Origin of the sequence: Cellulomonas sp. FA1 (genome assembly GCF_000986825.1) — a bacterium.
GTDB classification, from domain to species: domain Bacteria; phylum Actinomycetota; class Actinomycetes; order Actinomycetales; family Cellulomonadaceae; genus Cellulomonas; species Cellulomonas iranensis.
Genome location: NZ_LBMY01000001.1, coordinates 370320 through 397250 on the forward strand (window position 1 = coordinate 370320; position 26931 = coordinate 397250).

Consider the following 26931-nt stretch of genomic DNA (forward strand, 5'->3'; position numbering starts at 1 on the left):
GCGCGCGGCGGGTCCGCGCGACGCTCGGCCCCGTGGGCGTGCGCCGCCCGCCCGCGCCGCGCGCGGACCCGCGTCGAAGGAGCCGTGAGCATGGCCACCAGCCCTCCGTCCCGCCCCGTCCGTCGTCGGCTGCTCCGTGCGCTCGCGACCGTCGTCGGTCTCGCGCTGCTCGTGCCGGCCGGTGCCGCGACCGCGCCGGGTGCGCTCGCGGCTCCCGGGGCGGCCTCGGTCGCCCCGTCCGTCGCGGCCGACGCCGAGCCCGTCCGCGTCATGGCGCTCGGCGACTCCATCACGGGCTCGCCCGGCTGCTGGCGCGCGCTGCTCCACCGCGACCTGACCGCCGCCGGGCACCGCGTGGACATGGTCGGCACCCTGCCGCCGCAGGGCTGCGGGATCGCGCACGACGGCGACAACGAGGGGCACGGCGGGGCGCTCGTGACGAACGTCGCTGCGTCCGGCGAGGCGGCCGCGTGGTTCGCGGCCACGCGCCCGCAGGTCGTGCTCGTGCACTTCGCGACCAACGACGTGTGGAGCGCACGGACGCCGCAGCAGGTCCTTGACGCGTGGACGACGCTCGTGCGGCAGATGCGCGCGGTCGACCCGCACGTCGTGGTCGTGGTCGCGCAGATCATCCCCGTCGCGCCGCCGTCGTGCGCGCAGTGCCCGGCCCGCACCGAGGCGCTCAACGCCGAGGTCCCCGCGTGGGCCGCCGCGACGTCGACGCCGGGCTCGCCCGTGCTGGTCGCCGACCACTGGACCGGCTGGGACCCCGCGCGCGACACGTCGGACGGCGTGCACCCGAACGACGCCGGCACGGTGCGCATGGCCGCGACCTGGCTGCCCGTGGTCGAGCGGGCGCTCGCGCTCGTCGAGGGCACGGCGCCGACGCCCGGCCCGACGCCCACCGTCACCCCGACGCCCACCGCGACCCCGACCCCGACGCCGATCTCGACGTCGACGCCCACCTCGACACCCACGCCCACCCCGCCCGCGGGCGCGGCCTGCACGGCCGCCCTCACGGTCACGAGCCGGTGGCCGGGCGGCTTCGTCGCGACCGTGCGCGTGACGAGCAGCGGCACGTCGGCCACGTCCGGCTGGCAGGTCGCGGTGCCGCTGCCGGCCGACCGGGTCGCGCACGCCTGGAGCGCCACCGTGTCGGGCTCGTCGCCGGTCACGTTCGGCGCGGTCGCGTGGAACGGCGCGCTCGCGCCCGGTGCGGCGACCGAGCTCGGCTTCCAGGGCACGGGCGAGCCACCTGCCGGGGCGGTCACCTGCACGGCACGCTGACGCGGGCGCGGCGGGTCGCGGCCGTCGGCCAGGACCCGTCCGCGGCCCGCGCGCGCGTCCCGGACGCACGACGGCCCGCGGTCCGCACGACGACCCCGCTCGGGGTGCCGTGCCGACCGCGGGCCGCGGTGCGGGCGCCGTCGCCGTGCCGCGACGGCTGCGCGGGTCAGTCCCGCAGCTCGAGGTACCTCGCGATGAGCGACCGGGTCGACGGGTCCTGCGCGTCGAGCGCGGCCGCGTCGCCCTGCACCGCGGGGGCGATCTCGAGAGCGAGCTTCTTGCCCAGCTCGACGCCCCACTGGTCGAACGAGTCGATGCCCCACACGACGCCCTGCGCGAACGTGATGTGCTCGTACAGCGCGATGAGCTGCCCCACGACCGACGGCGTGAGCGCCGGCGCGAGGATCGACGTGGTGGGGCGGTTCCCCGAGAACACGCGCGCGGGCACGATCTCCTCGGCGGTGCCCTCGGCGCGCACCTCGTCGGCGGTCTTGCCGAACGCGAGCGCCTTGGTCTGCGCGAAGAAGTTCGCGAGGAACAGCGCGTGCACGTCGGTCTCGCCGTCGCGCAGCGGGTACGCGGGGTTGGCGACCGCGATGAAGTCGGCCGGGATGAGGCGCGTGCCCTGGTGGATGAGCTGGTAGAACGCGTGCTGGCCGTTGGTGCCGGGCTCGCCCCAGAAGACCTCGCCGGTCTGCGTCGTGACGGGCGTGCCGTCCCAGCGCACGGACTTGCCGTTGGACTCCATGGTGAGCTGCTGCAGGTACGCCGGGAACCGGTGCAGCTGCTGCGCGTACGGGAGCACGGCGTGCGTGTGCGCGCCGAGGAAGTTGACGTACCAGACGTTGAGCAGGCCCATGAGGAACGGCACGTTGCGCTCGAACGGGGTCGTGCGGGCGTGCTCGTCGACCGCGTGGAAGCCCGCGAGCAGCTCGCGGAACGCGTCGGGGCCGATCGCGATCGCGAGGGACGTGCCGATCGCGGAGTCGACCGAGTAGCGCCCGCCGACCCAGTCCCAGAACCCGAACGCGTTGGCCGGGTCGATGCCGAACTCGGCGACCTTGTCGAGCGCCGTCGAGACCGCGACGAAGTGCTGCGCGACCGCGCCGCGCCGCGCCTCGTCGGTGTCCTCGATGCGGCCCTCGCCGACGAGCCGCTCCCACAGCCAGGCGCGCGCCAGACGCGCGTTGGTGAGGGTCTCGAGCGTCGTGAACGTCTTGGACGCGACGATGAACAGCGTGGTCGTCGGGTCGAGGTCGGCCGTCTTCTGCGCGAGGTCGGTCGGGTCGATGTTGGAGACGAACCGCACCTCGAGGTCGTCGGCGACGTACGGCGCGAGCGCCTCGTAGACCATGACGGGCCCGAGGTCGGAGCCGCCGATGCCGATGTTGACGACCGTGCGCACGCGCTCGCCCGTGACGCCGGTCCACGCGCCCGAGCGGACCTTCTCGGCGAACGCGGACACCTCGGCCAGCACGCGCTGCACGTCCTCGTCGACCTGCTGCCCGTCGACGACCAGGGGAGGCTGCGCGCCCGCGGGGCGGCGCAGCGCGGTGTGCAGCACCGCGCGGTCCTCGGTGACGTTGATGCGCTCGCCCGCGAGCATCGCGGCGAACCGGTCGGTGAGCTGCACCTCGTCCGCGAGACGCGCCAGCAGCGCGATCGTCTCGTCGGTCACGAGGTTCTTCGACAGGTCGACCGTGAGGTCCGCGAGCGGCAGCGTGAGGCGCTGCGCGCGCTCGGGGTCCTGCGCGAACCACGTGCGCAGGTCGGGGCGCAGCGTGCTCTCGTGCTCCGAGAGCGCCTGCCAGGCGCTCGTGGTCGTCGGGTCGATGGGCGGCGTGGGCACGGGGTTCTCCAGGGTTCGACGAGCGGGGTGCGACTCGCGCACCCGCCCACCGTAGGGCCGGTGGGTGCGTTCTCGCACGGGACGTCCGGTCGTGCGCCGCGGCTACCGTGGGCGTCATGTCCCGCGTCCCCGTCGCGGCGGTCGCCGCCACCGGTCTCGTCGTCGCGTTCGCGCTCGCCCAGGGCACGGGCGTGCGCTGGCTCGGCGGGCTGGTGCTGCTGGTCACGGCCGCGTGGTGCCTGCGCGTGGCGGTGCCGCGCGTCGGGTGGTGGCGGCCCGTCGTCGTGCTCGTGGTGGGGCTCGCGCTGTTCGTCGCGTCGCACGTCGCGGCCGACGTCGCCGGGCCGTGGCCGGCCGTGCTCACGGCGGCGGCCGTGCTCGGTGCGACGGCCTGGGGGCTCGTCGACCGGGCACGGCCGCGCGCGCGTCGGACCGGTGCGGGGTCCGTCAGCGGTACGTGATGCCGGACGGGTTGTAGCCGCACGCGGCGCTGGGGCCGGTCGCGACCTTCGTCGGCTCGCCCGACGTGACCCCGCGGTACTCCTCGCAGATCGCGATCTTGCGGGACGGGTCGTTGACGACCGTCACGCCGGTGATCGTCGCGCGGTCCCCGAGGTTGGGGTTGATGCCGACGAGCGCCTTGCCCGGGGCGGTCACGAGCACGTTCTGCACCTGGACGGTGCGGGCGTGCTGGGTCGAGCAGTTGCCGCACGAGCGGTAGAGCTTGCCGAAGTCGCTGACCTGGAAGTTCTTGATCACGAACGTGCCGGGGCCGTTGTGCTGGAACACCTTGTCGGACGCGAGGCGCGCGCCGCCGCCGTCGACGGTCATGGTCTGGGACGCGGACGTGCCCTTGAACGTCGCGGCGTCCTCGCCGACGTCCTCCCACCAGACGTTCTGCAGCGTGCAGGTGCCGCGGCAGTGGATGCCGTCGCCGGCGCCGGTCCCGAGGATGACGTTCTTGAGGACGGCGCCGTCCGCGAGCTCGAACATGGGGGGCTGGCCCTCGTCCTGGCCGCCCGACGCGATGCCGTAGTAGCGGACCATGCCCATGTCGCGCGTGCCCTGGATCTTGATGGTCGCCGAGACCTTCTGCTGCCCCTGGGCGGTCGGCCACGCCGGGAACGCGCCGGGAGCGGTGGTCGGCTGCGGCGTCGGCTGCGTGGGCGCGCCGCTGCCGACCCGCACGAGCTGCCACTGCTGGTTGTACTGGTTGTTGTCGGTGAGCTGCGTGACGGTCGCGCCGTCGGCGGTGGACCGGTCGGTGACCGTGACGACCTTGGACGAGTGCCGGTTGACGAGCCGGACGTAGGCGCCGCTCGCGGAGTCGACGAGCTTGAACTGCTGGTTGGTCGCGCCGAGGTCGGTGTACTGCCGGAACCCCGCACCGTCGGCGGTGGACCACTCCCACAGGTCGAGCACCTTGCCCGAGTGCCGCGACTTCAGGCGGTACCAGCCCGACCCGGAGTCGACGAACTGCCACTGCTGCCACGCGCCGTCGTTGCGCGGCCACTGCTGGATGACGGCGCCGTCGGCAGTCGACGTGTCCCGCACGTCCATGACCTTGCCGGACTGCCGGTTGACCAGGACGTACCAGGCGGTGGTGTCGACGCTCGCGGCGGACGCCGCCGGCGCGGTCGTCAGGGCCAGCGTGCCGCCGAGCGCGAGCACGAGCGCGGCGGTGAGCACGGCGCGCAGCGGCGGCCGGGCGGTGCGGGGTCTGCGGTGCATGGGGTCCTCCCGGGACGTGGGCACGGGCGTGCGGGGAGCCAAGCACGGTCGTGCGGCCCGCGAGAAGGGCGCCGGGCACGGTGAAACGTTGAAGGTGTGAGCGTTCACACGGTCGTGGTCCGGACGCGCGCCGTGCCTGGTGCGCCGCGGCTGCGCGCGCGCGTCTGGGACGATGCCGCGATGAGCACGCGACTGGTCTGCTGCGGCCTGACGACGCTCGACGTCACGCAGGTGGTCGACCGGGTGCCGGGTGCCGACGAGAAGGTCGTCGCCGACGGCCTCGACGTGACGTTCGGCGGACCCGCGGCGAACGCGGCCGCCGTGGCGGTCGCTCTGGGCGTGCCGACGACGCTCGTGACGGTGCTGGGTGCCGGCCCGCTGGCGGACGTCGCCCGCGCGGGTCTGGCGGCCGCGGGCGTGGACGTCGTGGACCTCGCGCGTGGTGCCGAGGGCGTGCTGCCGGTCTCGACGGTGCTCGTGACGCGCGGCACGGGGGAGCGTGCGGTGGTGTCGGTCAACGGCGCACGGGCGCCGCACGTCGCGGCGGACGTGCGCGTGCTCGACGGCGCGACCGCGCTGCTGGTCGACGGCCACCACGCGGGCGCGGCGGTGCCCGTGGCGCGCGCGGCACGCGCCGCCGGGCTGCCCGTGCTGCTGGACGGCGGGTCGTGGAAGCCGACGACGCCGGACCTGCTCGCGGTCGTGGACCACGCGGTGCTCTCGGCCGACCTGCTGGTCCCGGGCCTCGCGGACCCGCGCGCGGCGACGGGCGCGGAGCAGGAGGACGCCGTGGCGGCGGTGCTCGCCGCCGTGGCCGCGCACGGCCCGCGGTTCGTCGCGCGCAGCGCCGGCGCGGGCGACGTGCGCGTGCGGCGCACGGTCGCCGGGGGTGGCGTGGTGCACGAGCGCGTGCGCCCCGCGAGGGTCGGCGCGGGCGACGTCGTGGACACGCTGGGGGCGGGTGATGTGCTGCACGGTGCGACGGCCGCGGCGCTCGCGCGGGGGAGCGGCTCGCTCGACGCGCTCGTCGAGGGGGTCCGGTGCGCGACCGTGTCGGTGCGGTACGCGGGTGCGCGCGGGTGGCTCGCCGCCGCCAACGAGGGCGTGGTCCCCGAGGTGCTCACCGGCGCCTGACCCGCGCGCGTGCCACGCCCGCCCTGCTCCTGTCAGCGTCGCTGTCCTGGCCCGGTCCTGGCTCTGCCCCGCGTTTGACCTGCAGCGACGTCGTGCGACGAGGCCCGTGTTACCGCCGCGTCGCCTGCCGGGCACACCCGTGTGAACACCCGATCACGATGTGATCACGGTCACTCACGACCCTTGACGGCGATTAATAAGGAAGGTCTACTAACAAACATGTCCACGACGACGAGGTCCGGGGCGGGCCGCCCGGGCGGCCCGGTCCAGCGCCAGCTGCGACCGACCGCCAAGGTGCTCCCGGAGCACGCGCGGGCCCACAACCGGGCGCTCGTGCTCGGGCACCTCTTCCACGAGGGCCCGTCGTCCCGCGCCGACATCGCGCGCAGCACGGGCCTCACGCGCGTGACCGTCTCCGACCTGGTCGCCGCGCTGCTCGCCGAGGACCTCGTCGCCGAGCTCGGCGTCCGCTCCGAGGCCCGCGTCGGCAAGCCCGCGACCCTCGTCGGGCTGCGCGCCGACGACCACCACGTCGTCACGCTCGACCTCACCGACGACGACACCGTGCACGGCGCCGTCATGACGCTCGTCGGGGAGGTCGTGCGCCGCGAGCGCGTCCCCACCGGCGGCGCGACCGGCGAGGTCGCGCTCGCGCTCGTCGAGGACGTCGCGCGTCGGCTCGTCGCCGCCGCCGCGCGGCCCGTCGTGGGCGTCGGCATCTCGTCGCCCGGCGTCATCGACGACGCGGGTCGCGTCGTCGAGGCGCCCAACCGCGGCTGGTACGACGTGCCGCTCGCGTCCCGGCTCTCCGCCGCGCTGGGCGTGCCCGTGCACGTCGCCAACGACGCCAACACGCGCGCGCTGGGGGAGTACACCTACGGCGGCGCCGACCCGAGCACCATGATCGTCACCGTCGGCCAGGGTGTCGGCGCCGGGCTCCTCGTGGACGGCGCGCTCGTGCGCGGCCGCGGCCACGCGGCCGGCGAGATCGGGCACGTCACCGTCGTCGACGACGACACGCCGGGCGAGGCGCCGCAGCCCTGCGCGTGCGGCCGCGCCGGCTGCCTCGAGACCGTGCTGAGCGCGCCGGCCCTGCGCCGTCGCACCGCCGGTCTCGCCCCCGAGGACGCCGACGCCGCGCTGGCGTCGGTCGGACGGACGCTGGGCCGCTGCCTCGCGCCCGTCGTCAGTGCGCTCAACCTCGCCGAGGTCCTGCTCTCCGGTCCGGACGAGCTGCTCGACGGACCCCTGCGGGAGGCGGCGACCACCATGCTCCGCGACCGGACGATGCCCGTGATCGGGCACGACCTGCGGTTGCGGATGGCCACGCTCGACGAGGACGCGGCGCTCGCGGGTGCCGCCGTGCTCGTCCTGTCCGGGCAGCTCGGGATCACGTGACGGTCCCGAGCCGCGCACCGGGGCCGGCCCGAGGTCACGTGACGACCTCGAGCCGACCGTCCAGCAGGTCGGCAGCACCACCCCCGGCGGTCGTCGTGGCGACGACCGCCTCGCTCAGGGAAGGGACCCCAACGTGAAGATCCTACGTTTCGGCGCCGCCGGTCTCGCGGCAGCGCTCCTGCTCACGGCGTGCTCCAGCGGCGACACGGCGGGCGGTGGCGGCACCGGCGGGTCGTCGGGCGGCTCCGACGGCGCCGAGATCCGCGTCTGGCTCGTCGGCACCGACACGCCCGACAAGGCCCGCGAGTACCTCACGACGACCTTCGAGGACGAGAACCCCGGCTCGACGCTCACGATCGAGGAGCAGTCGTGGACGGGCCTGGTCGACAAGCTCACGACCGCGCTGTCGTCGTCCGACTCGCCCGACGTGGTCGAGGTCGGCAACACGCAGGCCGCGACGTTCACGTCCGCCGGGTTCTTCGCGCCGCTCGACGACATCGAGGCCGACCTCGGCGGCGACGACCTGCTGCCCGGCTTCGTCAAGGCCGGCACGTGGGAGGACACGTTCTACGCGGCCCCGTACTACGCCGGCTCGCGCATCGTCTTCTACAGCCAGCAGCTCCTCGGCAGCACGGCGGTGCCCACGACGCTCGACGAGTACGTGAGCACGGCCGAGCAGGTCACGACGCCCGAGCGCTCGGGCGTGTGGTTCCCCGGGCAGGACTGGTACAACGCGTTGCCGTTCGTGTGGGAGAACGGCGGCTTCATCGCCGAGCCGCAGGACGACGGCACCTGGAAGGCCGGGTTCTCCTCCGAGGGCGGCATCGCGGGGCTCGAGCAGGTCCAGCAGCTCATGACGAAGGCGTCCAACGCCCCCAAGGACGGTGACGAGTCCGAGCTGCAGGTGCCGTTCTGCGCCGGGCAGACCACGTTCCTGTCCGCGCCGAACTGGCTGCGGGGCTCCATCGAGGCCGCGGCCGACGCCGAGATCCCGGGCTGCGCCGACACGTACGGCTCCGACCTGCACGCGTTCCCGCTGCCCGGCAAGGAGGCCGGCACCACCGCCAAGGTGTTCGCGGGCGGCTCCAACGTCGCGGTGGCCACCAAGTCGAAGAACGTCGACCTGGCCAAGAAGGCCCTGACGATCATGCTCTCCGACGAGTACCAGACGATCCTCGCCGAGAACTCGATGATCCCGGCGAAGAAGTCGCTCGCCTCGGCGCTGCCGGACGACGAGTTCACGCAGGCGTCCGCCGCGGCGGCCGCCAACGCCGAGCTCACCCCCGCGTCGCCGAAGTGGGGCGACGTCGAGGCGCAGCGCGTCATCCAGGACGCGCTCGTCCAGATCGCGCAGGGCGGCGACGTGCCGACCGTCGCGAAGCAGCTCGACGCGACCATCGAGTCGATCCTCAACGGCTGACCCCGCGTCCGCCGGGCCCGCGCCGCCGTGCGTGGGCCCGGCGGGCGGGTGCCCCGTGCGCCCGCCCGGCCCCCGCCCGTCCGTCGGAGGAAGTCGATGAGCACCACCACGCTCCAGGCCGCGCCGCCCGGCGCGCCGGCCCCGCGCGCCTCGCGCGCGATCACCCCCGCCCGGCTGCTGCCGTGGCTGTTCCTCGCGCCCAGCCTCGCGGTGCTCGCCGTCATCACCGGCTACCCGCTCGTCCGCATGCTGTGGCTGTCGGTCCACGAGTACGAGCGCGCGCAGCTGCTGGGCGTGCCCGCGCCGTTCGTCGGGCTCGACAACTACACGGCCACGCTCACCGACGGCCGGTTTTGGACCGTCACGGCCCGCAGCTTCGCGTTCATGGTCGTGTGCGTCGCCCTGACGATCACGCTCGGCACGCTCGTCGCGCTGCTGCTCATGAAGCTCGGCAGGGCGCTGCGCCTCGTGCTGTCGGTCGGGCTGCTGCTGGCGTGGGCGATGCCGCCGCTGGCCGCCATGCTCGTGTGGGGCTGGATGTTCGACACGCAGTACGGCGTCGTCAACCACCTGCTCACCCGGCTCACGTCCACCAGCTGGACGGGCCACCCCTGGCTCATCGACCCGCTGTCCTTCTTCGCGGTGGCCGCGCTCGTCGTCGTGTGGGGCGCGATCCCGTTCGTCGCGTTCACGCTCTACGCGGGCTTCACGCAGGTCCCCGGCGAGGTGATCGAGGCGGCGCAGCTCGACGGCGCGAGCGCACGGCAGCGGTTCTTCGGGATCCAGGTGCCGTACGTCCGGTCCATCTACGTCGTGCTGGTCGTCCTGTCGATGATCTGGGACCTCAAGGTCTTCACGCAGATCTTCGTGCTGCAGGGCATCGGCGGCATCAAGTCCGAGACCAGCACGCTCGGCGTCTACATCTACGAGATGGGCATGGCGCAGGGCCACTACGGCGCCGCGAGCGCGATCGCCGTGATCTTCACCGTCGTCATGCTCGTGATCTCGGCGTACTACGTGCGCGCGACGGTCAAGGAGGAGGAGCTGTGAGCCTCGCACCCGCCGGCCCGGCCCCGCGACGCCGCCCGTGGCCGCCGCCGCGCCCGCGGGCGCGCGGCCCGTCGCGACGCCCGCCCCGCGTCGCCGCTCGCGCCGCCGCCGGGCCGCGTCGGTCGGCTGGGGCGTGCTCGCCGTGCTCGTCGCGGCGGCGTTCGCGTTCCCCGTCTACTGGATGGTCAACACCTCGTTCCTGCCGACCAACCTCATCTCCGGCCCCGACCTGCACCTGTGGCCCGACGCGTTCACGCTGCGCAACTACGAGACCGCGATGTTCCGGCAGGTGCGCTCGCCGTTCGTGCCCGCCCTGGGCAACTCGTTGCAGGTGACGTTCCTCGTGCTCGTCGCGGCGATGCTGCTCGCGTTCGCGGCGTCGCTCGCCGTCACGCGGTTCCGGTTCCGCGGCCGGCGCGCGTTCGTGCTGTCGATCCTCGTGGTCCAGATGATCCCGGCCGAGGCGATGATGATCTCGGTCTTCCAGATGATCGACTCGGCCCAGCTGCTCAACACGGTCGTCGGCCTGGGCGTCGTCTACCTCGCGGGCGTGCTGCCCTTCACCATCTGGACGCTGCGCGGCTTCGTCAACGGCGTGCCCGTCGAGCTCGAGGAGGCCGCGATGATCGACGGCTGCTCGCGCCCCCGCGCGTTCTGGAAGGTCACGTTCCCGCTGCTCGCGCCCGGGCTCGTCTCGACCGGCGTGTTCGCGTTCCTGCAGGCGTGGAACGAGTTCATCATGGCGCTCATCATCATGACCCGCCCCGAGTCCATGACGCTGCCCGTGTGGCTGCGCACGTTCCAGCAGGCGACCAAGGCGACCGACTGGGGGGCGCTCATGGCCGGCTCGGTCCTCGTCGCGGTCCCGGTCGTCGTGTTCTTCCTGATCGTGCAGGGACGCATGACCGGCGGGCTCGTGTCCGGGGCGGTGAAGGGCTGAGCCATGGAGAGCACCACCCTGGGGGGGACCACGGGCGTGCCCGCCGCGCCGCCCGACCCGCGCGGACCCGGCTGGTCCGTCGGGGTCGACGTGGGCGGCACCAAGGTCCTCGCGGCGCTGCTCGACCCGGCGGGTCGCGTCGCGCGCACGCACCGCGCGGCCACGCGCCCCGGCCCGGACGGCCTCGTCGACGTCGTCACGACCGCCGTGCGCACCCTGACCCGCGCGCACGGCGTGCCCGTCGAGCGCCTGGCGGGCACCGGGGTCGGCGTGCCGGGCGTCGTCGACCCCGTCACGGGCACGGTCGAGCACGCCGTCAACGTGGGTGTCGCGCAGCCGTTCGCGCTCGCCGCCGCGGTCGCGTCGGTGCTGGGCCCCGCGGCGCGCGTGCGCGTCGAGAACGACCTCAACGCCGCCGTGCTGGGTGCCGCGCACACGGTCGAGCCGGGTGCGACGGCGCGCGACGTGGCCTTCCTCGCGCTGGGCACGGGCGTGGCCGCGGGTCTGCTGCTCGACGGGACGCTGCGTCGCGGGTCGCACCGGGCCGCGGGGGAGGTGGGGCACCTCACGCTCGTGCCGGGCGGGCTGCCGTGCAAGTGCGGTCAGGCGGGGTGCATCGAGCAGTACGCGTCGGGCAGCGCGCTCGACGCGGCCTGGCCGTCGCCGGACGCGCGGCCGGCTCCCGTCGCGCTGCTCGACGCCGCCGACGCGGGCGACGCGCGCGCTGTCGCGGTTCGCGACCGGTTCGTCGGCGCCGTCGCGGTCGCGGTCCGGGTCCTGGTGCTCACGTGCGACGTCGACCGCGTCGTGGTGGGCGGCGGCGTGAGCCAGCTCGGCACGCGGCTGCTGGACCCGTTGCGCGCCGAGCTCGCGCGCGAGGCGGCGGCGTCGCCGTTCCTGGCGTCGCTGGGGGTGACGGACCGCGTGCACCTGGCACCGCGGGACGTGCCGGTCGCGGCCGTGGGCGCCGCGTTGGTGGGACGAGGGGAGCACGTCTGATGGAGGTCGTCATCGCACCCGGTGCCGAGCTGGCCCGGTTGGCCGCGGACGCCGTCGAGCGGCTGCTGACGGCGCGGCCCGACGCCGTGCTGGGCCTGGCCACCGGCTCGAGCCCGCTCGCGGTGTACGACGAGCTCGCGCGCCGGCACGCCGAGCGCGGCCTGTCGTTCGCGCGGGCCCGCGCGTTCCTGCTCGACGAGTACGTCGGGCTGCCCGCCGACCACCCGGAGCGGTACCGCAACGTCATCGACGCCGAGCTGGTCGCGCGCGTCGACCTGCGGCCCGACGCGGTGCGGGGGCCCGACGGGCTGGCCGACGACCTGGCATCGGCGTGCGCGGCGTACGAGGCGGCGATCGTCGACGCGGGCGGCGTCGACCTGCAGGTCCTCGGCATCGGGACCGACGGCCACGTCGCGTTCAACGAGCCCGGGTCGTCGCTCGCGTCGCGCACGCGCATCAAGACGCTGACGCGGCAGACCCGTGAGGACAACGCGCGGTTCTTCGGCGACGACGTCGAGCGCGTGCCCACGCACTGCCTCACGCAGGGACTCGCGACGATCTCGTCCGCCCGGCACCTCGTGCTGCTCGCGCAGGGCCGCCACAAGGCCGAGGCCGTGCACCAGCTGGTCGAGGGGCCGGTGAGCGCGCTGTGGCCCGCGACCGTGCTGCAGCTGCACCCGCACGTGACCGTGCTGGTCGACGAGGCCGCGGCGAGCCGCCTGCAGCTCGCGCACTACTACCGCGAGACGTACGCGGCCAAGCCCGCCTGGCAGGCGCTGTGACGGGTCGGCTCAGACGGTCGGCGGCTCGTCGCCGGTCGTGAGGGCGCCGCGCACGAGGGCCACGGCCTCGTCGGTCGAGAGGCCCGCCGCGCGCGCCGCTCGCGCGTAGTCCGCCGCCGCGCGCCGTGCCTGCGCCTGCGCCGGGGCCGCGTCGGCCGCGACGACCGTGCCGCTGCGCCGCCGCGTCACGACGACGCCGGCCTGCTCGAGCTCGCGGAACGCGCGCGCGACCGTGCCGGGCGCGAGCCCGAGGTCGGTCGCGAGCGCGCGGATCGTGGGGAGCCGGTCGCCGGGCCGCAGCCGGCCGGTCGCGACGTGGCCGACGACCTGCGCGCGCACCTGCTCGTAGACGGGGACGCCCGACGTGAGGTCGACGTCCAGGCGCACGCTCACGCCGCGACCGCCGGGGCGGTCGCGCGGGCCGCGCGCGCCAGCCCGACGGCCGTGAGCGCGACGGTCGTCAGCGCGACGAGCGGTGCCGCGACGAGCGCGGCCCAGCCGAGCCCCGCGGTCAGCGGGTCGGTCACGGTGGTCCACACGTCGTCGACCGCGTACGCGCCGTGCGCGACGTTGCGCAGGGCCTGACCGGCGAACAGCAGCACACCGGCGAGCGTCGCGCCGACCACGAGCTGGACGCCCGCCAGGACGCGCCCGCCGGACGCGACCCGCAGCGCGTCGTCGTCGGCGGTGGACACGCCCTCGACCGCGGGGCGGCGCGCGACCAGGTGCAGCACGCCCGCGGCGCCGGCGGCCACGAGCAGCGCGCCCAGCGCGAGCGGGACCGCGTAGGGCGGGCCGGGGTAGGGCCCGCCTCCGCGGTCAGCTGTGCGTCGAGCGTGCGGCTGACCGAGCGGCCGTCGGCCGTGGCGGTCAGGCCCGTGCCGAGCAGGACGAGGAGCAGCGTGGCGGTCCACGTCGCGAGCGCGACGCGCAGCGCGCGCGGCGCGACGTCGCGCGCCGTGCGGGGCACGAGCGAGGCGCGCCGCCGGGCGCCGGTCGGCCGCGGCCAGGTGCGCTCGCCCACGGCTGCGGCGAGCAGGAACGCGGTCCCGGCGGCGGCCGGGACGCTGCCGAGCAGCACGCCGCCCGCGGCGCCCGCGGGGGCCGCTGCCGGCAGGGCCGCGGCGACGACCGCGAGCGCGCCCCAGGCGATCGCCGCGACGACGCCGGCGTGCCGGCGCGCGCGTGCGTGGGCGGCGGGCGAGGTCACGACGTCGGTGAGGTCGGTCGCGGGCTGCCGGCGTGGCGCGAGCGCGGCGACGAGGGCGGCGAGGAGCGCCACGAGGACGACGACGGGCAGCAGGGCGGTGAGGTGCACGGGGCTCCGATCAGTGAACCGATGTACCAGTACATTGACACAAAGTGGAGCGCGCCGTCCAGCGGTCCCCACGCACGGCCCGCGGCCGGGACGTCGGACCCCCGACGTACGATGGGCCCATGAGCGAGCCGACCACGCCGTCCGGACCCGACGACCCGTTCGGCACCCAGGGCGGCACGTCGGTCCTCGAGCGCACCGAGTCCCAGGAGCAGGTCGAGCCGGGGGACCACGAGCGCTTCGCGCACTACGTGCGCAAGGAGAAGATCATGGAGTCCGCGATGTCCGGCAAGCCGGTCGTCGCGCTGTGCGGCAAGGTGTGGGTCCCCGGCCGCGACCCCAACAAGTTCCCGGTCTGCCCGGTCTGCAAGGAGATCTACGAGGGGCTGCGCGAGCCGCAGGACGGTGACGACCAGGGCTCCGGCGGCGGCGGGGGCGGCCGCGGGTTCTTCGGCTTCGGACGGGGCAAGGGCTCCGGGTCGGGCGGCGCGTGAGCGCGGCACGCCGCCCCGTCGCCACCGGTCCCGCCAGCACCCCGCAGCACCCCTCGTCGTCGGCAGCGTCGCAGCTGCCGCCGGCGTTCCCGGCGCGTGCGCCGTGGGGTGCCGCCGGGAGCCTGCGCGCCTGGCAGGCGGAGGCCATCGACCTGTACCGCGAGCGCAACCCGCGGGACTTCCTCGCCGTCGCCACCCCCGGCGCCGGCAAGACGACGTTCGCGCTGCGCATCGCCACCGAGCTCCTGGAGTCGCGGACCGTGCGCCGCGTGACGGTCGTCGCACCGACCGAGCACCTCAAGAAGCAGTGGGCCGACGCCGCCGCGCGCGTCGGCATCCGGCTCGACCCGCGGTTCTCGAACGCGCAGGGGCGGCACGGCGCGGGGTACGACGGCGTCGCCGTCACGTACGCGCAGGTCGCGAGCAAGCCCGCCCTGCACGCCGCCCGCACGACCGCCGACCGCACGCTCGTCATCCTCGACGAGGTGCACCACGGCGGCGACGCGCTGTCGTGGGGCGACGCCGTCCGCGAGGCGTTCGAGGGCGCGACCCGCCGGCTCGCGCTGACCGGCACGCCGTTCCGCTCCGACACCGCCGCGATCCCGTTCGTGCAGTACGCGCCCGACGCGCAGGGTATCCGCCGCTCGGTGGCCGACTACACGTACGCGTACGGCGACGCGCTGCGCGACCACGTCGTGCGCCCCGTGATCTTCCTGTCCTACTCGGGCTCGATGCGCTGGCGCACCAAGGCGGGCGACGAGATCTCGGCACGCCTCGGCGAGCCGCTCACCAAGGACATGACGTCGCAGGCGTGGCGCACCGCGCTCGACCCCAACGGCGAGTGGATCCCCTCGGTGATCGCCGCGGCCGACCGGCGGCTCACCGAGGTGCGGCGCGCGGTGCCCGACGCGGGCGCCATGATCATCGCGACCGACCAGACCGACGCACGTGCCTACGCCGGGCACATCGCCCGGATCGCGGGGGAGTCGCCCACGATCGTCCTGTCGGACGACGACGGCGCGAGCGACCGCATCGAGGAGTTCGCCGCGAGCGACTCGCGCTGGCTCGTCGCGGTCCGCATGGTGTCCGAGGGCGTCGACGTGCCGCGCCTCGCGGTGGGCGTGTACGCCACGAGCACCGCGACGCCGTTGTTCTTCGCGCAGGCGGTCGGGCGGTTCGTGCGTGCGCGCAAGCGCGGCGAGACCGCGTCGGTGTTCCTGCCGAGCGTGCCGCAGCTGCTCGAGCTCGCCGCGAGCCTCGAGGTCGAGCGCGACCACGCGCTCGACAAGCCGACCACCGGCGACGAGGACCCCGAGGCCGACCTGCTCGCGCTCGCCGAGCGCGAGCAGAAGAGCGAGGACGCGGTCGGCAGCGACGGCGTCGTGGGCGCGTTCGAGGCGCTCGAGGCGCAGGCGTCGTTCGACCGCGTGCTGTTCGACGGCGGCGAGTTCGGGACGGGCGCGGAGGTCGGCTCGGACGAGGAGCTGGACTTCCTCGGCCTGCCGGGCCTGCTCGACGCCGACCAGGTCACGACGCTGCTCCGGCAGCGGCAGGCCGCGCAGCAGGGCGCGCGTCGCACGCGCGAGGCGCCCGCGCCGGAGGTCGTCGACCACCGCAAGCAGGCCGAGCTGCGCAAGGAGCTCGCGCAGCTCGTCGGCGCGTGGGCGCGTCGCAGCGGTCAGCCGCACGCGACCGTGCACGCCGAGCTGCGGCGGCGCTGCGGCGGCCCCGAGGTCGCGCTCGCGGCGCCCGACGAGCTGTCCGCCCGGATCGCGATGCTGCGCGGCTGGTTCGTGGGCAAGCGCTGAGCTCACCCGGACCTCGGTGCTGATCTCACGATGTGGACTATGAGAGCAGCATGAAACCGCAGGTCAGCGCACTGGACGCGTGCTCACATAGCAGCGGCTCTTGACGGCGCAAGTCGACCGTTCGACGTGCTGACCGCGTCCCGCGGTGTCACGCTCTTTCCGTGACAGACCCGGCCCGGGTCCCCCCGGTGCCGCACTCGGAGAGAGCCCGGCGGTCCGCCGCCGGAGCTCGTGTGAAAGAGGTGTCCACATGCCCGCATGGCTCATCCTCATCCTCGTCGGTGTCGTCCTCGTCGTCCTCGGCGTCGCGACCGGCATCGGTCAGTTCCTCATCTGGATCGGCGTCGCCGTGCTCGTCGTCAGCCTGATCCTGGGGCTCGTCGGCCGCGGTCGTTCGAGGGTCTAAGAGCCGCCGCGCACGGCCGGCACCCCCTCCGCCGGTCGTCCGCACACCGGGCCGGGACGCGACGCGTCCCGGCCCGGTCGCACGTCCGGGGTCGGTCGACCCGCCCTCCCGACCGGGCGGGGGACCCGGGCGCTCAGCCCAGCCGGAGCTCGACGGTCGGCACCGCCGCCTCGTCGGCCGACAGCCGGCGCGCACCGCGCGGCAGCTCGTCGCGCGACGCGTGGTGCCGCTCCGTCGCGGCCCGCACGCCCGCCGCGGCGGTCAGCCCCGGCTGCACCTCGCCCTCGACGACGAGCGGCACGTGAAGCGGGCGCAACGACGGGTCACTGCCCGCGGACTGCGCATCCGTCCACCCCGCCACGGCCTCGTCGGGGCCCACCACGAGGACCTCCTCGACCGCGCGGCCGTCCGGCCCGAGCCGCCGCGCCGCGGCCTTGCGCCCCCCGACGCTCACCTTCGAGCGCGACGCCTTCGCGACCGGCTCGAGCTCGCCGCTCGCGCCCTCGCGCGCGACGAGCTTGTAGACCATGCCGCACGTCGGCGCCCCCGACCCCGTGACGAGGCTGGTCCCCACGCCGTACGAGTCGACCGGTGCGGCCGCGAGCGACGCGATCGCGTACTCGTCGAGGTCGCTCGTCACGACGATCTGCGTGCCGTGCGCACCGGCGGCGTCGAGCTGTGCGCGCACCTCCTGCGCGAGCGAGCCCAGGTCGCCCGAGTCGAGGCGCACGGCGCCCAGACCCGTGCCCGCGGCGGCCAGCGCGCGCTCGACCCCGCGGTGCACGTCGTACGTGTCCACCAGCAGCGTCGTCCCGGGGCCCTGCGACCTGACCTGCGACGCGAACGCCGCCTCCTCGTCGTCGTGCAGCAGCGTGAACGCGTGCGCCGCGGTGCCGATCGTCCGCAGGCCGTACCGGCGGCCCGCCTCGAGGTTCGACGTCGCCGCGAAACCCGCCACCGCGGCGGCCCGTGCGGCCGCGACCGCCGCGTCCTCGTGCGCGCGCCGCGCGCCCATCTCGAGGCACGGGCGGTCCACGGCCGCGCTCGTCATGCGGGACGCCGCCGACGCGATCGCCGAGTCGTAGTTGAGCACCGAGAGCACGAGCGTCTCGAGCAGCACCGCCTCCGCGAACGTGCCCTCGACCACCCACACGGGCGACTGCGGGAAGAACACCTCGCCCTCGGCGTACCCGACGACCGAGCCGCCGAACCGGTACCCCGCCAGGAACTCGAGGGTCGCGTCGTCGACGACGCGCTCGTCGGCGAGCCAGTCGAGCTCGGGCGTCCCGAACCGGAACGACGCGAGCTGCTCCAGGACGCGTCCCGTCCCGGCGAGCACGCCGTACCGGCGCCCCGCGGGCAGCCGGCGCGTGAACACCTCGAACACGCAGCGCCGGTGCGCCGTGCCGTCGGCCAGCGCCGCCTGCAGCATCGTCAGCTCGTACCGGTCCGTGAGCAGCGCGGTGCTGCCCGACCCGACGGCCGCGACGGCCGGGGTGACGTGCGGGGGCGTGCCGGGGCGCGAGTCGTCCATGCCGCCAACGTAGACGTCCGCAGGTCGGAGCGACATCCGCCGCCGCGGTGCGCCGCACCTACAGTGGACGCCGTGCCTGCGACGACCGCCCCCGACACACGTGAGCAGGTGGACGAGGCGTCGTCCACCGCGGACGCGTGGGTGACGATCGTCTGGAACGACCCCGTGAACCTCATGTCGTACGTCACCTACGTGTTCCAGACGTACTTCCGCCACCCCCGCGAGAAGGCCGAGCGGCTCATGCGGCAGGTCCACGAGGAGGGGCGCGCGGTCGTCTCGACCGGCAACCGCGAGGCCATGGAGGTCGACGTGCAGGCCATGCACGGGTACGGGCTGTGGGCGACCCTGCAGCGCGGAGGGCAGTGATGCGGGCGTTCCGCCGCCAGAAGGGGCGCTACGTCGCGCGGCTCGACGCGGGCGAGCGGGCCGTCGTCGCGTCGGTCGTCGCCGACGTCGCCGAGCTGCTCGGCGCAGGCCGCTTCGAGGACGGCCCGCCGCCGGCGGCCAGGCCCGACGCGGGACCCGACGGGAGCCCGGGCGGCGCGCCCGACGTGGGGGCGTGGCAGGTGCGCACCGCGCCCCTGCCGCCGCCGCAGGACCCGGCCGTGCGGCGGCTCCTGCCCGACGCGTCACGCGACGACCCCGAGGTCGCCGGCGAGTTCCGCCGGCTCACCGAGGACGACCTGCGGGCCCGCAAGATCGCGCGGCTGCGCTGCCTGTGGACGTCGCTCGTGCACGGCGAGCCGGGCTGGCCCGAGCACGCGCTGGTCGTGCACCCGCGGTCCGCCGACGACGTCGCGGCCTGCCTCACCGACCTGCGGCTCGTGCTCGGCGAACGGCTCGACCTGCGCACCGACGAGGACTCCGAGGCGCTGTACGACGGGCTCGGCGACGGCGACGAGGACGACGTCCGCGCCTACCTGGCGTCCGTGTACGGCGCGCTGTCCTGGCTGCAGGAGTCGCTCCTCGCTGTGATGCTCGACGCACCCGACCCGTCCCCGGGTGGGCGCACCGGCGACGACGGCTAGGCTCGGCCGGGTGAACGACGCCCCCATCGGGATCTTCGACTCCGGCGTCGGGGGTCTCACGGTGGCCCGGTCGATCCTCGACCAGCTGCCGCACGAGTTGACGCTGTACATCGGCGACACCCTCAACGGTCCGTACGGCCCCAAGCCGCTCGCCGCGGTGCGCGCGCACGCGCTCGAGATCATGGACGACCTCGTCGACGCGGGCGTCAAGATGCTCGTCATCGCGTGCAACAGCGCGTCGGCGGCCGTGCTGCGCGACGCGCGCGAGCGGTACACGCAGCGACGCGGCCTGCCCGTCGTCGAGGTCGTGCTCCCCGCCGCGCGGCGCGCCGTCGCCGCGACGCGCAACGGTCGCATCGGCGTCATCGGCACGCGCGCGACCATCGACTCACGGGCCTACGACGACGCGTTCGCGGTCGCGGGCGTCGAGCTCACGTCACGTGCGTGCCCGCGCTTCGTCGAGCTGGTCGAGGCCGGCGTGACGTCGGGGCCCGACGCGCTCGCGACGGCGCGCGAGTACCTCGAGCCGGTCCGCGACGCGGGCGTCGACACGCTCGTGCTCGGCTGCACGCACTACCCCCTGCTCACGGGGGTGATCTCGTACGTCATGGGCGACCAGGTGACGCTCGTGTCGAGCGCCGAGGAGACGGCCAAGGACGTGTACCGCACGCTCGTCGCGCACGACCTCGAGCGGGACCCCGCCGCGGGTCCGGCGACGCACCGGTTCCTCGCGACCGGCGACCCCGAGGGCTTCGCGACGCTCGCGCGCCGGTTCCTCGGCCCCGAGGTCGAGTCGGTCGAGCCGCGCGAGGCGCTGCGGTGAGGCTCGTCGTGCTGGGCTGCGCGGGGTCGTTCCCCGGTCCGGACTCGGCCGCGTCGTCGTACCTCGTGCAGGCGCGGGACGCCGACGGGCGTACGTGGTCGGCCGTGCTCGACCTGGGCAGCGGCGCCCTGGGCCCGCTGCAGCGCTGGGGCGACCCGGCCGCGGTCGACGTCGTCGCGCTGTCGCACCTGCACGCCGACCACGTCGCCGACATGGCCGTGCTCGGCGTCTACCGGCGCTACCGGCCCGCGGGTGCGCTGCCGCCGCTGCCGGTGCTCGGCCCCGCGGGCACGCGCGAGCGCCTCGCGCACCTGTCCGGCCACGACCCCGCGACCGACACGCAGGAGCAGTTCGACGTGCGCGAGTGGCGCGCCGGCGAGCCCGTGCGGGTGGGTCCGCTGACGCTCGAGGCCGTGCCCGTCGAGCACCCCGTGCCCGCGTTCGGCATCCGCGTCACGGGGCCGTCGGAGGCGGACCCCGGGCGCCGCGTGACGCTCGCGTACAGCGGCGACACCGACGCGTGCGACGGGCTCGACGCGCTCGCGGTCGACGCCGACCTGCTGCTCGCCGAGGCGGCGTTCGTCGAGGGCCGCGACGACCACGTCCGCGGCGTCCACCTCACGGGCCGCCGCGCCGCCGAGGCCGCCGCGCGGGGCGGTGCCCGCCGGCTCGTGCTCACGCACGTCCCCGCGTGGAACGACCCGCGCGCGGCGCTCACCGAGGCGGCCACCGTCTACGCCGGCCCCACCTCCCTCGCGGCCCCGGGCGCCACGTACACGCTCTAGCCTCCGCCGAGTGCACCAGCACGCGGCCGAGTGCGCCGGCTCCTTCGGCAGCACTCGGTGGCGTGCTGGCGCATTCGGTGCAGGCTGTGGATGTGCGCAGCGGCGCGCAGCCCGCGGGTGGGACCGTGCCGCGGTGGAAGACTCGACGACATCGCCCGCTCCGGGCGGCGACCGGTCCGAGGACGAGCCCACGCTGGTGCGTACCGGTGTGCCGGGGGAGAGCCGCCGGGCGTGGAGCCGTGACGGGCCGTCACCGCCGTGGCGGGACCGCCGGCTTCAGCGCGTCAGGCGCGGTGCCTACACCGATGCGGTGGCATGGGCGACGTCGGACGAGGACCGGCGGCACCTCGTCCGCGCGCTTGCGGTGACCGGCGCGGCCCGGACTCCACCGGTCCTGTCCCACAGGTCCGCGGCCGTCGTCCACGGGCTGCCGCTCGTGGGACGACGTGACGACCGTGTCCACGTCGTCCGTGGTGCCGCCGACGGTGGACGGTCTCGCGGTGACGTCGTGCGGCACACCGTCGAGGACGTGCCCGAGCCCGTGACGGCGGGCGGGCTCCTCGTCACGGACGTCGCCAGGACGATCGTGGACCTGGCACGCGCAGACGGGATCGTCGCCGGAGTCGTGGCCGGCGACCACGCTCTCCGGCTGCGGGTGACGACGCGCGACGCGGTCGCCGCCGAGGTCGAACGGCTCCGGCCGGGTGCCCGCGGGCGGCGTCGTGCGCGTGACGTGCTGCGCCTCCTCGACGGCCGCAGCGAGTCGCCCGGCGAGTCGCTGAGCCGCGTCCGGATGGACGAGGCAGGGATCCCCCTGCCGATTCTGCAGCACGAGGTGCACGACCGTGCCGGGTTCGTGGGAAGGGTCGACTTCTGGTGGCCCGAGCACGGTGTCGTGGGGGAGTTCGACGGCCGCTCGAAGTACGGAGCGACCGGGACCGCCGTAGCGGACGCCGTGTGGCGGGAGAAGCTCAGGGAGGATCGGCTCCGCGCGTCAGGCGCCCGCGTCGTGCGCTGGACGTGGCGTGATGCGTGGGACCGCGATCCGATGCTCCAGCTCCTGCGTTCCGCCGGCGTCCGCTGACCCCGTCGACCGAGTGCGACGGCACGCCACCGAGTGCGGGTGACGCAGCAGGCGCGCTCGGCCGTGTGTCGGCGCACTCGGAACGAGTTCGGAGGGCGTGGGCGTGCACACGTAGGGTCGGGGCATGGTGAGCGCGATGGGTGCAGGCACGGGAACAGGCACGGGCGCAGGCGGGACGCGGGCCGACGGGCGACGGGTCGACGAGCTGCGGCCCGTGACGATCACGCGGCGGTTCCTCGACGCGGGCGAGGGCTCGGTCCTCGTGGAGTTCGGCGGCACCAAGGTGCTGTGCGTCGCGTCGTTCACCGAGGGCGTGCCGCGCTGGCGCAAGGGCTCGGGCGAGGGCTGGGTGACCGCCGAGTACGCGATGCTGCCGCGCGCGACCAACAGCCGCTCCGACCGCGAGTCCGTGCGAGGCAAGGTCGGCGGGCGCACGCACGAGATCTCGCGCCTGATCGGGCGCTCGCTGCGGGCCGTCATCGACGTCGCCGCGCTCGGCGAGAACACGGTCGTGCTCGACTGCGACGTGCTGCAGGCCGACGGCGGCACGCGCACGGCCGCGATCACCGGCGCGTACGTCGCGCTCGCCGACGCGGTCGCGTGGGCGACGTCGCAGCGACTCGTCAAGCCGGGGCGCCAGGTGCTGCGCGACTCGGTCGCGGCCGTCAGCGTCGGCGTCATCGACGGCGTGCCCATGCTCGACCTGCCCTACGAGGAGGACGTGCGCGCGCAGACCGACATGAACGTCGTCACCACCGGCTCGGGGACGTTCGTCGAGGTGCAGGGCACCGCGGAGCACGCGCCGTTCGACCGCGCCGAGCTCGACGCGCTGCTCGACCTCGCGCTCGCGGGCACCGCGCAGCTCGCCGCGCTGCAGGCCGCCGTGCTCGGCGCGCCGGCCGGCGACGGCAGCGCGACCCGGGTGCCGGTGCCCGGGACGGACGCCCCGTGACCGCGCCCGGCGTGCACGTGCCCGCCGGTGCGCGGCTCGTGCTCGCGACCCACAACGCGCACAAGGTCGGCGAGCTGCGCGCGATCCTCGCGCCCGCGCTGCCCGGCCTGGACCCGGCCGCGGTGGTCGGCGCGCGCGACGTGCACGCGCCCGAGCCCGTCGAGGACGGCGTGACGTTCGAGCAGAACGCCCTCATCAAGGCGCGCGCGCTCGCGGCGGCCACGGGGCTGCCCGCGGTCGCCGACGACTCGGGCCTCAGCGTCGACGTGCTGGGCGGCGCGCCCGGGATCTTCTCGGCGCGGTGGGCGGGGCGGCACGGCGACGACGCGGCGAACCTCGCGCTGCTGCTCGCGCAGCTCGCGGACATCGCACCCGAGCACCGAGCCGCGCGGTTCGTGTGCGCGGCGGCGCTCGTGACGCCCGACGGCGTCGAGCACGTCGAGGTCGGCACGCTCGAGGGCACGCTCGCGGCGGCGCCGCGCGGCGCTCACGGGTTCGGCTACGACCCCGTGCTGGTGCCGCTGGGCGACACGCGCACGTGCGCCGAGCTCACCCCCGACGAGAAGAACGCGATCAGCCACCGCGGGCAGGCGTTCCGCGCGCTCGTGCCGCACGTGGTGGCCGCGCTGGGCTCGTGAGCGCACCGGCCGCCCCGCAGGTCGGCGCCGTGCAGCTCGTCGCCGACGCCGTCACGTTCGGCTACCCCGGCCGGCCCGTGCTCGACGCGCTCGACCTCACGGTGTCCGCGGGGGACCGCATCGGGCTCGTCGGCGAGAACGGCGCGGGCAAGTCCACGCTGCTGGGCGTGCTCGCCGGGCGGCTCGTGCCGCAGTCGGGCGACGTGCGCCGCCACGGGACGCTCGCGGTGGTCGAGCAGGACCTCGCGGTCGCGCCCGGCGACACCGTCGGCACGCTGATCGACGCCACGGCCGCGGCGACGCGTGCGGCGGCCGCCGACCTGCAGACCGTCATCGACGCGTTCGACCACGACGGCGGCGACGTCGCGGCGCTGTCGGAGGCGATCGCGCGGTACGAGCACCTCGCGGCCTGGGACGTCGACCGGCGCGTCGACGAAGGGCTGTCGCGCCTGCACGCGCCCCGTGACCGCGACCGGCCGCTCGCGGAGCTCAGCGTCGGCGAGCGCTACCGCGTGCGGCTCGCGTGCCGGCTCGCCGAGCGCGCCGACCTGCTGCTGCTCGACGAGCCCACGAACCACCTCGACGCCGCGGGCGTCGATCACCTCACGGCGCAGCTGCGCACGTGGACGGGCGGCCTCGTCATCGTCACGCACGACCGCCGACTCCTCGACGACGTCATGACCGCGATCCTCGACATGGACCCGTCGATGGACGGCCGCCCCGTGCTGTACGGCGCCGCGCGGTACGCGGACTACCGGTTCGCCCGCGACCAAATGCTGCGCCGGTGGCGTGCCCGCTACCGCGGCGAGCGCAAGCGCGCGCTCCAGCTCGCGCAGCGCCTCGACGCGTCGTACGAGGGCCTGTCGGACGAGTGGCGGCCGCCGAAGGGGTCGCAGAAGCACCGCCGCGGCACGCGCGCGCGGCAGCACGTCAAGGCCGCCGACCGGCTGATCGAGCGGCTCGAGGCGCAGGCCGTCGAGGTGCCGGTGCCGCCGCCCGCGCTGAGCTTCCCCGACCTGCCGTCGGTCCCCGCCGACTACGCGGGCGGCCCGCTGCTGGAGGTGCGTGCGCCGCGCGTCGACGGCCGGCTCGACCTGCCCGGGCGGCGCGTCGACGTCATGCCCGCGGGTCGGCTGCTCGTCACCGGCGCGAACGGCGCCGGGAAGTCGACGCTGCTCGCCGCGCTCACGGGGCGCCTCGGGCTCGACCGCGGCACGCGCACGATCGCCCCGGGCGTCCGGCTGGGGGTCCTCGCGCAGGAGGGGCCGGGGGAGCGGCTCGCGACTCCCGACGGCGCACCGCCCACGGCCTTCGACGCGTACGCGCGGCACGCGCTCGACCTGCTCGACGCCGGTGCGCTCGACCCCGACGCGCTCGTGCCCGTCGCCGCGCTGGGCCTGCTCACCGAGGCGGACCTCGACCGCCCGCTGCGCGAGCTGTCCGTGGGGCAGCGCCGCCGGTTCGACCTCGCGTGCGCGCTGCTCGCGGCCCCGCACGTGCTGGTGCTCGACGAGCCGACCAACCACCTGTCGGTCGGGCTGGTCGACGAGCTCACGGTCGCGCTGCGGGCGACGTCGGCGGCCGTCGTCGTCGCGACGCACGACCGGCAGCTCCGCGCCGACCTCGCGGACTGGCCGCACCTCGACCTGGCGGGCTGACGCGGCGCACGGCCGCGCCGCCGCCGGCCCGGCGCCACCCGGTGCCCGGAGTCGTCAGCGCGGCGCGGGCGGCAGCCGGCGCTCGAGCGCCCACAGCGCGGGGCCCAGCAGCGCACCGCCGACCATCACGGCGAGCGCCGCGAGCAACGCCCGGCCCGTGCCGAGCACGGACGCGTCGAGGAACGGGTAGGGGTACCAGCCCGTGGCGGCCCCGTGCACGAACGTGTAGACCAGCCAGACGGCGGGCAGCACGAGCGCGGTCGCGCACGTCACGAGCCGCACGCGCGGCCGCGGCCCGGCGACGAGCCACGCGAGCACGGCCCCGACGGGTACGACGGTGTGCAGCAGCAGGTTCGCGGCCTGCCCGGCCGCGGTGATCGGCGCGTACCCGCTGAGCAGCGCGTGGTAGATCGCGAACGTCACGACGATGAACAGCACCGAGTCGAGGCGCAGCGCGCGGAACCACGGGCCGTCGTGCCGCGGGCGGACCGCGAGCAGCGCCGACACCCCGAGCACGAGCACGTTCGACCAGATCGTGAAGTAGCTGAACAGCCGCACGAGGTCGCCGTCCGGCGAGGTCAGCGCACGCCCCACCTCGAGCCCGACGCCGACGAGCGCGCACACCGCGACGAGCGCGTGCAGCACGCGTGCCGCACCCGTGCCGACGCCCCGCGCCCCCGCCGCGGCGCGGTCGGTCACGGCAGCCGGCCGACCCAGGCCATCGCCTGCCGCAGCAGCAGGCCCTGGCCGCCGTTCATCTCGACCTGCACGGCCTCGGTGCACGCCTCCTCGGGCGTGAGCCACGCGAGGTCGAGCGCGTCCTGCTGCGGGCGGCAGTCGCCCGCGACGGGTACGACGTACGCGAGCGACACCGCGTGCTGACGCGGGTCGTGGTACGGCGTCACGCCCGGGGTCGGGAAGTACTCGGCGACGGTGAACGGCTGGGGCGAGGCCGGGACGTGCGGGAGGGCGACCGGTCCCAGGTCCTTCTCGATGTGCCGCAGCAGCGCGTCACGCACCCGCTCGTGGTACATGACGCGACCCGAGACGAGCGCGCGCGACATCACGCCCTCGGGGGTCACGCGCAGCAGCAGACCGACCGCGACGACGTCGCCGGACTCGTCGACGCGCACGGGCACCGCGTCGACGTAGAGGATCGGGAGCTGCGCGCGGGCCGTCGCGATCTCGTCGCGGGACAGCCACCCGGCGGGGCGCTCGGGACCAGGGGGGAACTCGGCGGACGCGGTCACCGTGCAGTTGTACCCCGTCGTCGCCCGGTCGGCCGCATCGCCCCGCGGGAATACCGGCGGTCCGTGCCGCGCTGAACCGGGCGAACCCCGTCAGGATGGAGACAGACCCGATGGCCACCACCACGCTGACCGCGAACACGATCGCCGACACGATCAAGGACAACGAGATCGTCCTCGTCGACTTCTGGGCGTCCTGGTGCGGCCCGTGCCGCATGTTCGCGCCCGTGTTCGAGGCGTCGAGCGAGACGCACCCCGACATCGTGCACGCGAAGGTCGACACCGAGGCCGAGCAGCAGCTCGCCGCCGAGCTCCAGATCACGTCGATCCCGACGCTCATGGCGTTCCGCGACGGCGTCCTGGTGTTCAACCAGGCCGGTGCGCTGCCCGCGCCCGCGCTCGAGCAGGTCGTCGCCGCCGTCAAGGAGCTCGACATGGACGACGTGCGCAGCAAGATCGCGGAGCGCCAGGCCCAGGCCTGAGCCGCACGCCGCAGCGTCGACGGGGCGCCCACCGACCGGTGGGCGCCCCGTCGCGCGTCGGACGACCTCGCCCGCCTGCTGCACCGC

At 75.4% G+C, this 26931-nt stretch carries 28 protein-coding genes; 21 read left to right on the top strand and 7 right to left on the bottom strand.

The features are described from left to right. Positions 1–90 precede the first annotated feature (90 nt). Positions 91–1287 carry a cellulose binding domain-containing protein gene (locus GY42_RS01575; protein WP_046527982.1) on the top strand — a complete coding sequence of 399 codons (1197 nt, stop codon included), beginning with the start codon at positions 91–93 and terminating at the stop codon, positions 1285–1287. Between the two features lie 166 nt (positions 1288–1453). On the opposite strand, the gene pgi is transcribed toward GY42_RS01575, so the two are convergent. After that, positions 1454–3136 (bottom strand): glucose-6-phosphate isomerase, encoded by a 1683-nt coding sequence (gene pgi / locus GY42_RS01580; protein ID WP_046527983.1) that lies wholly within the window; start codon positions 3134–3136, stop codon positions 1454–1456. Between the two features lie 116 nt (positions 3137–3252). On the opposite strand from pgi, the gene GY42_RS01585 reads away from it, so the two are divergent. Continuing rightward, a complete protein-coding gene (locus GY42_RS01585; protein WP_046530415.1) occupies positions 3253–3597 on the top strand; it encodes a hypothetical protein in 345 nt (114 codons plus the stop codon). Here the strand turns inward: GY42_RS01585 and GY42_RS01590 are convergent. Then, positions 3584–4867 (bottom strand): pectate lyase, encoded by a 1284-nt coding sequence (locus tag GY42_RS01590; protein WP_046527984.1) that lies wholly within the window; start codon positions 4865–4867, stop codon positions 3584–3586. The two genes, GY42_RS01585 and GY42_RS01590, sit on opposite strands and share 14 nt — an antisense overlap. 180 nt (positions 4868–5047) lie before the next feature. Between GY42_RS01590 and GY42_RS01595 the strand changes: the two genes are divergently transcribed. The 7 genes from GY42_RS01595 (at position 5048) to nagB (ending at position 12590) form a co-directional block, all read left to right on the top strand. Next, the gene (locus tag GY42_RS01595; RefSeq protein ID WP_046530416.1) at positions 5048–6001 is read left to right on the top strand and encodes a PfkB family carbohydrate kinase; all 954 of its coding nucleotides are present in this window, start codon (positions 5048–5050) and stop codon (positions 5999–6001) included. Positions 6002–6220: 219 nt separating this feature from the next. Beyond that, positions 6221–7399 (top strand): ROK family transcriptional regulator, encoded by a 1179-nt coding sequence (locus GY42_RS01600; protein WP_046527985.1) that lies wholly within the window; start codon positions 6221–6223, stop codon positions 7397–7399. A gap of 133 nt (positions 7400–7532) precedes the next feature. Beyond that, on the top strand, positions 7533–8819 hold the full coding sequence (locus tag GY42_RS01605; protein ID WP_046527986.1) for an extracellular solute-binding protein: 1287 nt from the start codon (positions 7533–7535) through the stop codon (positions 8817–8819). Positions 8820–8915: 96 nt separating this feature from the next. After that, positions 8916–9869 (top strand): carbohydrate ABC transporter permease, encoded by a 954-nt coding sequence (locus GY42_RS01610; RefSeq protein WP_046527987.1) that lies wholly within the window; start codon positions 8916–8918, stop codon positions 9867–9869. A 37-nt stretch (positions 9870–9906) separates the two neighbouring features. Beyond that, a complete protein-coding gene (locus GY42_RS01615; RefSeq protein WP_046527988.1) occupies positions 9907–10809 on the top strand; it encodes a carbohydrate ABC transporter permease in 903 nt (300 codons plus the stop codon). A gap of 3 nt (positions 10810–10812) precedes the next feature. Continuing rightward, a complete protein-coding gene (locus GY42_RS01620) occupies positions 10813–11808 on the top strand; it encodes an ROK family protein (RefSeq protein WP_082131315.1) in 996 nt (331 codons plus the stop codon). Further along, positions 11808–12590, top strand: coding sequence for a glucosamine-6-phosphate deaminase (gene nagB, locus GY42_RS01625; protein WP_046527989.1), 783 nt, complete (start codon positions 11808–11810; stop codon positions 12588–12590). The genes GY42_RS01620 and nagB overlap by 1 nt, the downstream gene beginning before the upstream one ends. A 9-nt stretch (positions 12591–12599) precedes the next feature. Here the strand turns inward: nagB and GY42_RS01630 are convergent, their stop codons facing one another. Both GY42_RS01630 and GY42_RS01635 read right to left on the bottom strand, forming a co-directional pair. Continuing rightward, positions 12600–12983: a GntR family transcriptional regulator gene (locus GY42_RS01630; protein WP_046527990.1), complete on the bottom strand. Its 384-nt coding sequence runs from the start codon at positions 12981–12983 to the stop codon at positions 12600–12602. After that, positions 12980–13345, bottom strand: a complete 366-nt coding sequence (locus tag GY42_RS01635) for a hypothetical protein (RefSeq protein ID WP_046527991.1) — start codon at positions 13343–13345, stop codon at positions 12980–12982. Before GY42_RS01635 ends, GY42_RS01630 begins: the two co-directional genes overlap by 4 nt. A 682-nt stretch (positions 13346–14027) precedes the next feature. Here GY42_RS01635 and GY42_RS01645 point away from each other — a divergent pair. From GY42_RS01645 to GY42_RS19285, 3 genes are all read left to right on the top strand, one after another. Next, positions 14028–14399, top strand: coding sequence for a DUF3039 domain-containing protein (locus tag GY42_RS01645; protein WP_046527993.1), 372 nt, complete (start codon positions 14028–14030; stop codon positions 14397–14399). Continuing rightward, positions 14396–16207, top strand: coding sequence for a DEAD/DEAH box helicase (locus GY42_RS01650; protein ID WP_046527994.1), 1812 nt, complete (start codon positions 14396–14398; stop codon positions 16205–16207). The genes GY42_RS01645 and GY42_RS01650 overlap by 4 nt, the downstream gene beginning before the upstream one ends. 250 nt (positions 16208–16457) lie before the next feature. After that, positions 16458–16613, top strand: a complete 156-nt coding sequence (locus tag GY42_RS19285; protein WP_156442182.1) for a hypothetical protein — start codon at positions 16458–16460, stop codon at positions 16611–16613. Between the two features lie 133 nt (positions 16614–16746). On the opposite strand, the gene GY42_RS01655 is transcribed toward GY42_RS19285, so the two are convergent. Beyond that, positions 16747–18147: a nicotinate phosphoribosyltransferase gene (locus GY42_RS01655; protein WP_046527995.1), complete on the bottom strand. Its 1401-nt coding sequence runs from the start codon at positions 18145–18147 to the stop codon at positions 16747–16749. A gap of 72 nt (positions 18148–18219) precedes the next feature. Here GY42_RS01655 and clpS point away from each other — a divergent pair, with 72 nt between their 5' ends. The 8 genes from clpS to GY42_RS01695 all read left to right on the top strand — a co-directional run bounded on the left by clpS (position 18220) and on the right by GY42_RS01695 (position 25115). Next, entirely contained in the window at positions 18220–18513 is a 294-nt protein-coding gene (gene clpS, locus GY42_RS01660; protein WP_046530418.1) for an ATP-dependent Clp protease adapter ClpS, read from the top strand. Next, positions 18513–19175, top strand: coding sequence for a DUF2017 domain-containing protein (locus tag GY42_RS01665; protein ID WP_046530419.1), 663 nt, complete (start codon positions 18513–18515; stop codon positions 19173–19175). Before clpS ends, GY42_RS01665 begins: the two co-directional genes overlap by 1 nt. A 10-nt stretch (positions 19176–19185) precedes the next feature. Continuing rightward, positions 19186–19998, top strand: coding sequence for a glutamate racemase (murI, locus tag GY42_RS01670; protein ID WP_046527996.1), 813 nt, complete (start codon positions 19186–19188; stop codon positions 19996–19998). Beyond that, entirely contained in the window at positions 19995–20783 is a 789-nt protein-coding gene (locus tag GY42_RS01675) for an MBL fold metallo-hydrolase (RefSeq protein WP_046527997.1), read from the top strand. The genes murI and GY42_RS01675 overlap by 4 nt, the downstream gene beginning before the upstream one ends. A 10-nt stretch (positions 20784–20793) precedes the next feature. Then, complete coding sequence (locus GY42_RS01680) at positions 20794–21867, top strand: hypothetical protein (RefSeq protein WP_152667201.1); 1074 nt, start codon at positions 20794–20796, stop codon at positions 21865–21867. A 136-nt stretch (positions 21868–22003) separates the two neighbouring features. Continuing rightward, the gene (gene rph, locus GY42_RS01685; protein WP_046530421.1) at positions 22004–22819 is read left to right on the top strand and encodes a ribonuclease PH; all 816 of its coding nucleotides are present in this window, start codon (positions 22004–22006) and stop codon (positions 22817–22819) included. Further along, a complete protein-coding gene (gene rdgB, locus GY42_RS01690) occupies positions 22816–23457 on the top strand; it encodes an RdgB/HAM1 family non-canonical purine NTP pyrophosphatase (protein ID WP_226236133.1) in 642 nt (213 codons plus the stop codon). The genes rph and rdgB overlap by 4 nt, the downstream gene beginning before the upstream one ends. 29 nt (positions 23458–23486) lie before the next feature. Further along, on the top strand, positions 23487–25115 hold the full coding sequence (locus tag GY42_RS01695; RefSeq protein ID WP_046530423.1) for an ABC-F family ATP-binding cassette domain-containing protein: 1629 nt from the start codon (positions 23487–23489) through the stop codon (positions 25113–25115). 54 nt (positions 25116–25169) lie between these two features. Here GY42_RS01695 and GY42_RS01700 read toward each other — a convergent pair whose 3' ends face one another. Together GY42_RS01700 and GY42_RS01705 are read right to left on the bottom strand one after the other, a co-directional pair. Further along, a complete protein-coding gene (locus GY42_RS01700; protein WP_046527998.1) occupies positions 25170–25814 on the bottom strand; it encodes a Pr6Pr family membrane protein in 645 nt (214 codons plus the stop codon). Next, positions 25811–26365, bottom strand: coding sequence for an NUDIX hydrolase family protein (locus GY42_RS01705; RefSeq protein ID WP_046527999.1), 555 nt, complete (start codon positions 26363–26365; stop codon positions 25811–25813). The genes GY42_RS01700 and GY42_RS01705 overlap by 4 nt, the downstream gene beginning before the upstream one ends. A gap of 110 nt (positions 26366–26475) precedes the next feature. On the opposite strand from GY42_RS01705, the gene trxA reads away from it, so the two are divergent. Next, complete coding sequence (gene trxA / locus GY42_RS01710) at positions 26476–26844, top strand: thioredoxin (RefSeq protein WP_046528000.1); 369 nt, start codon at positions 26476–26478, stop codon at positions 26842–26844. Positions 26845–26931: the final 87 nt, after the last annotated feature.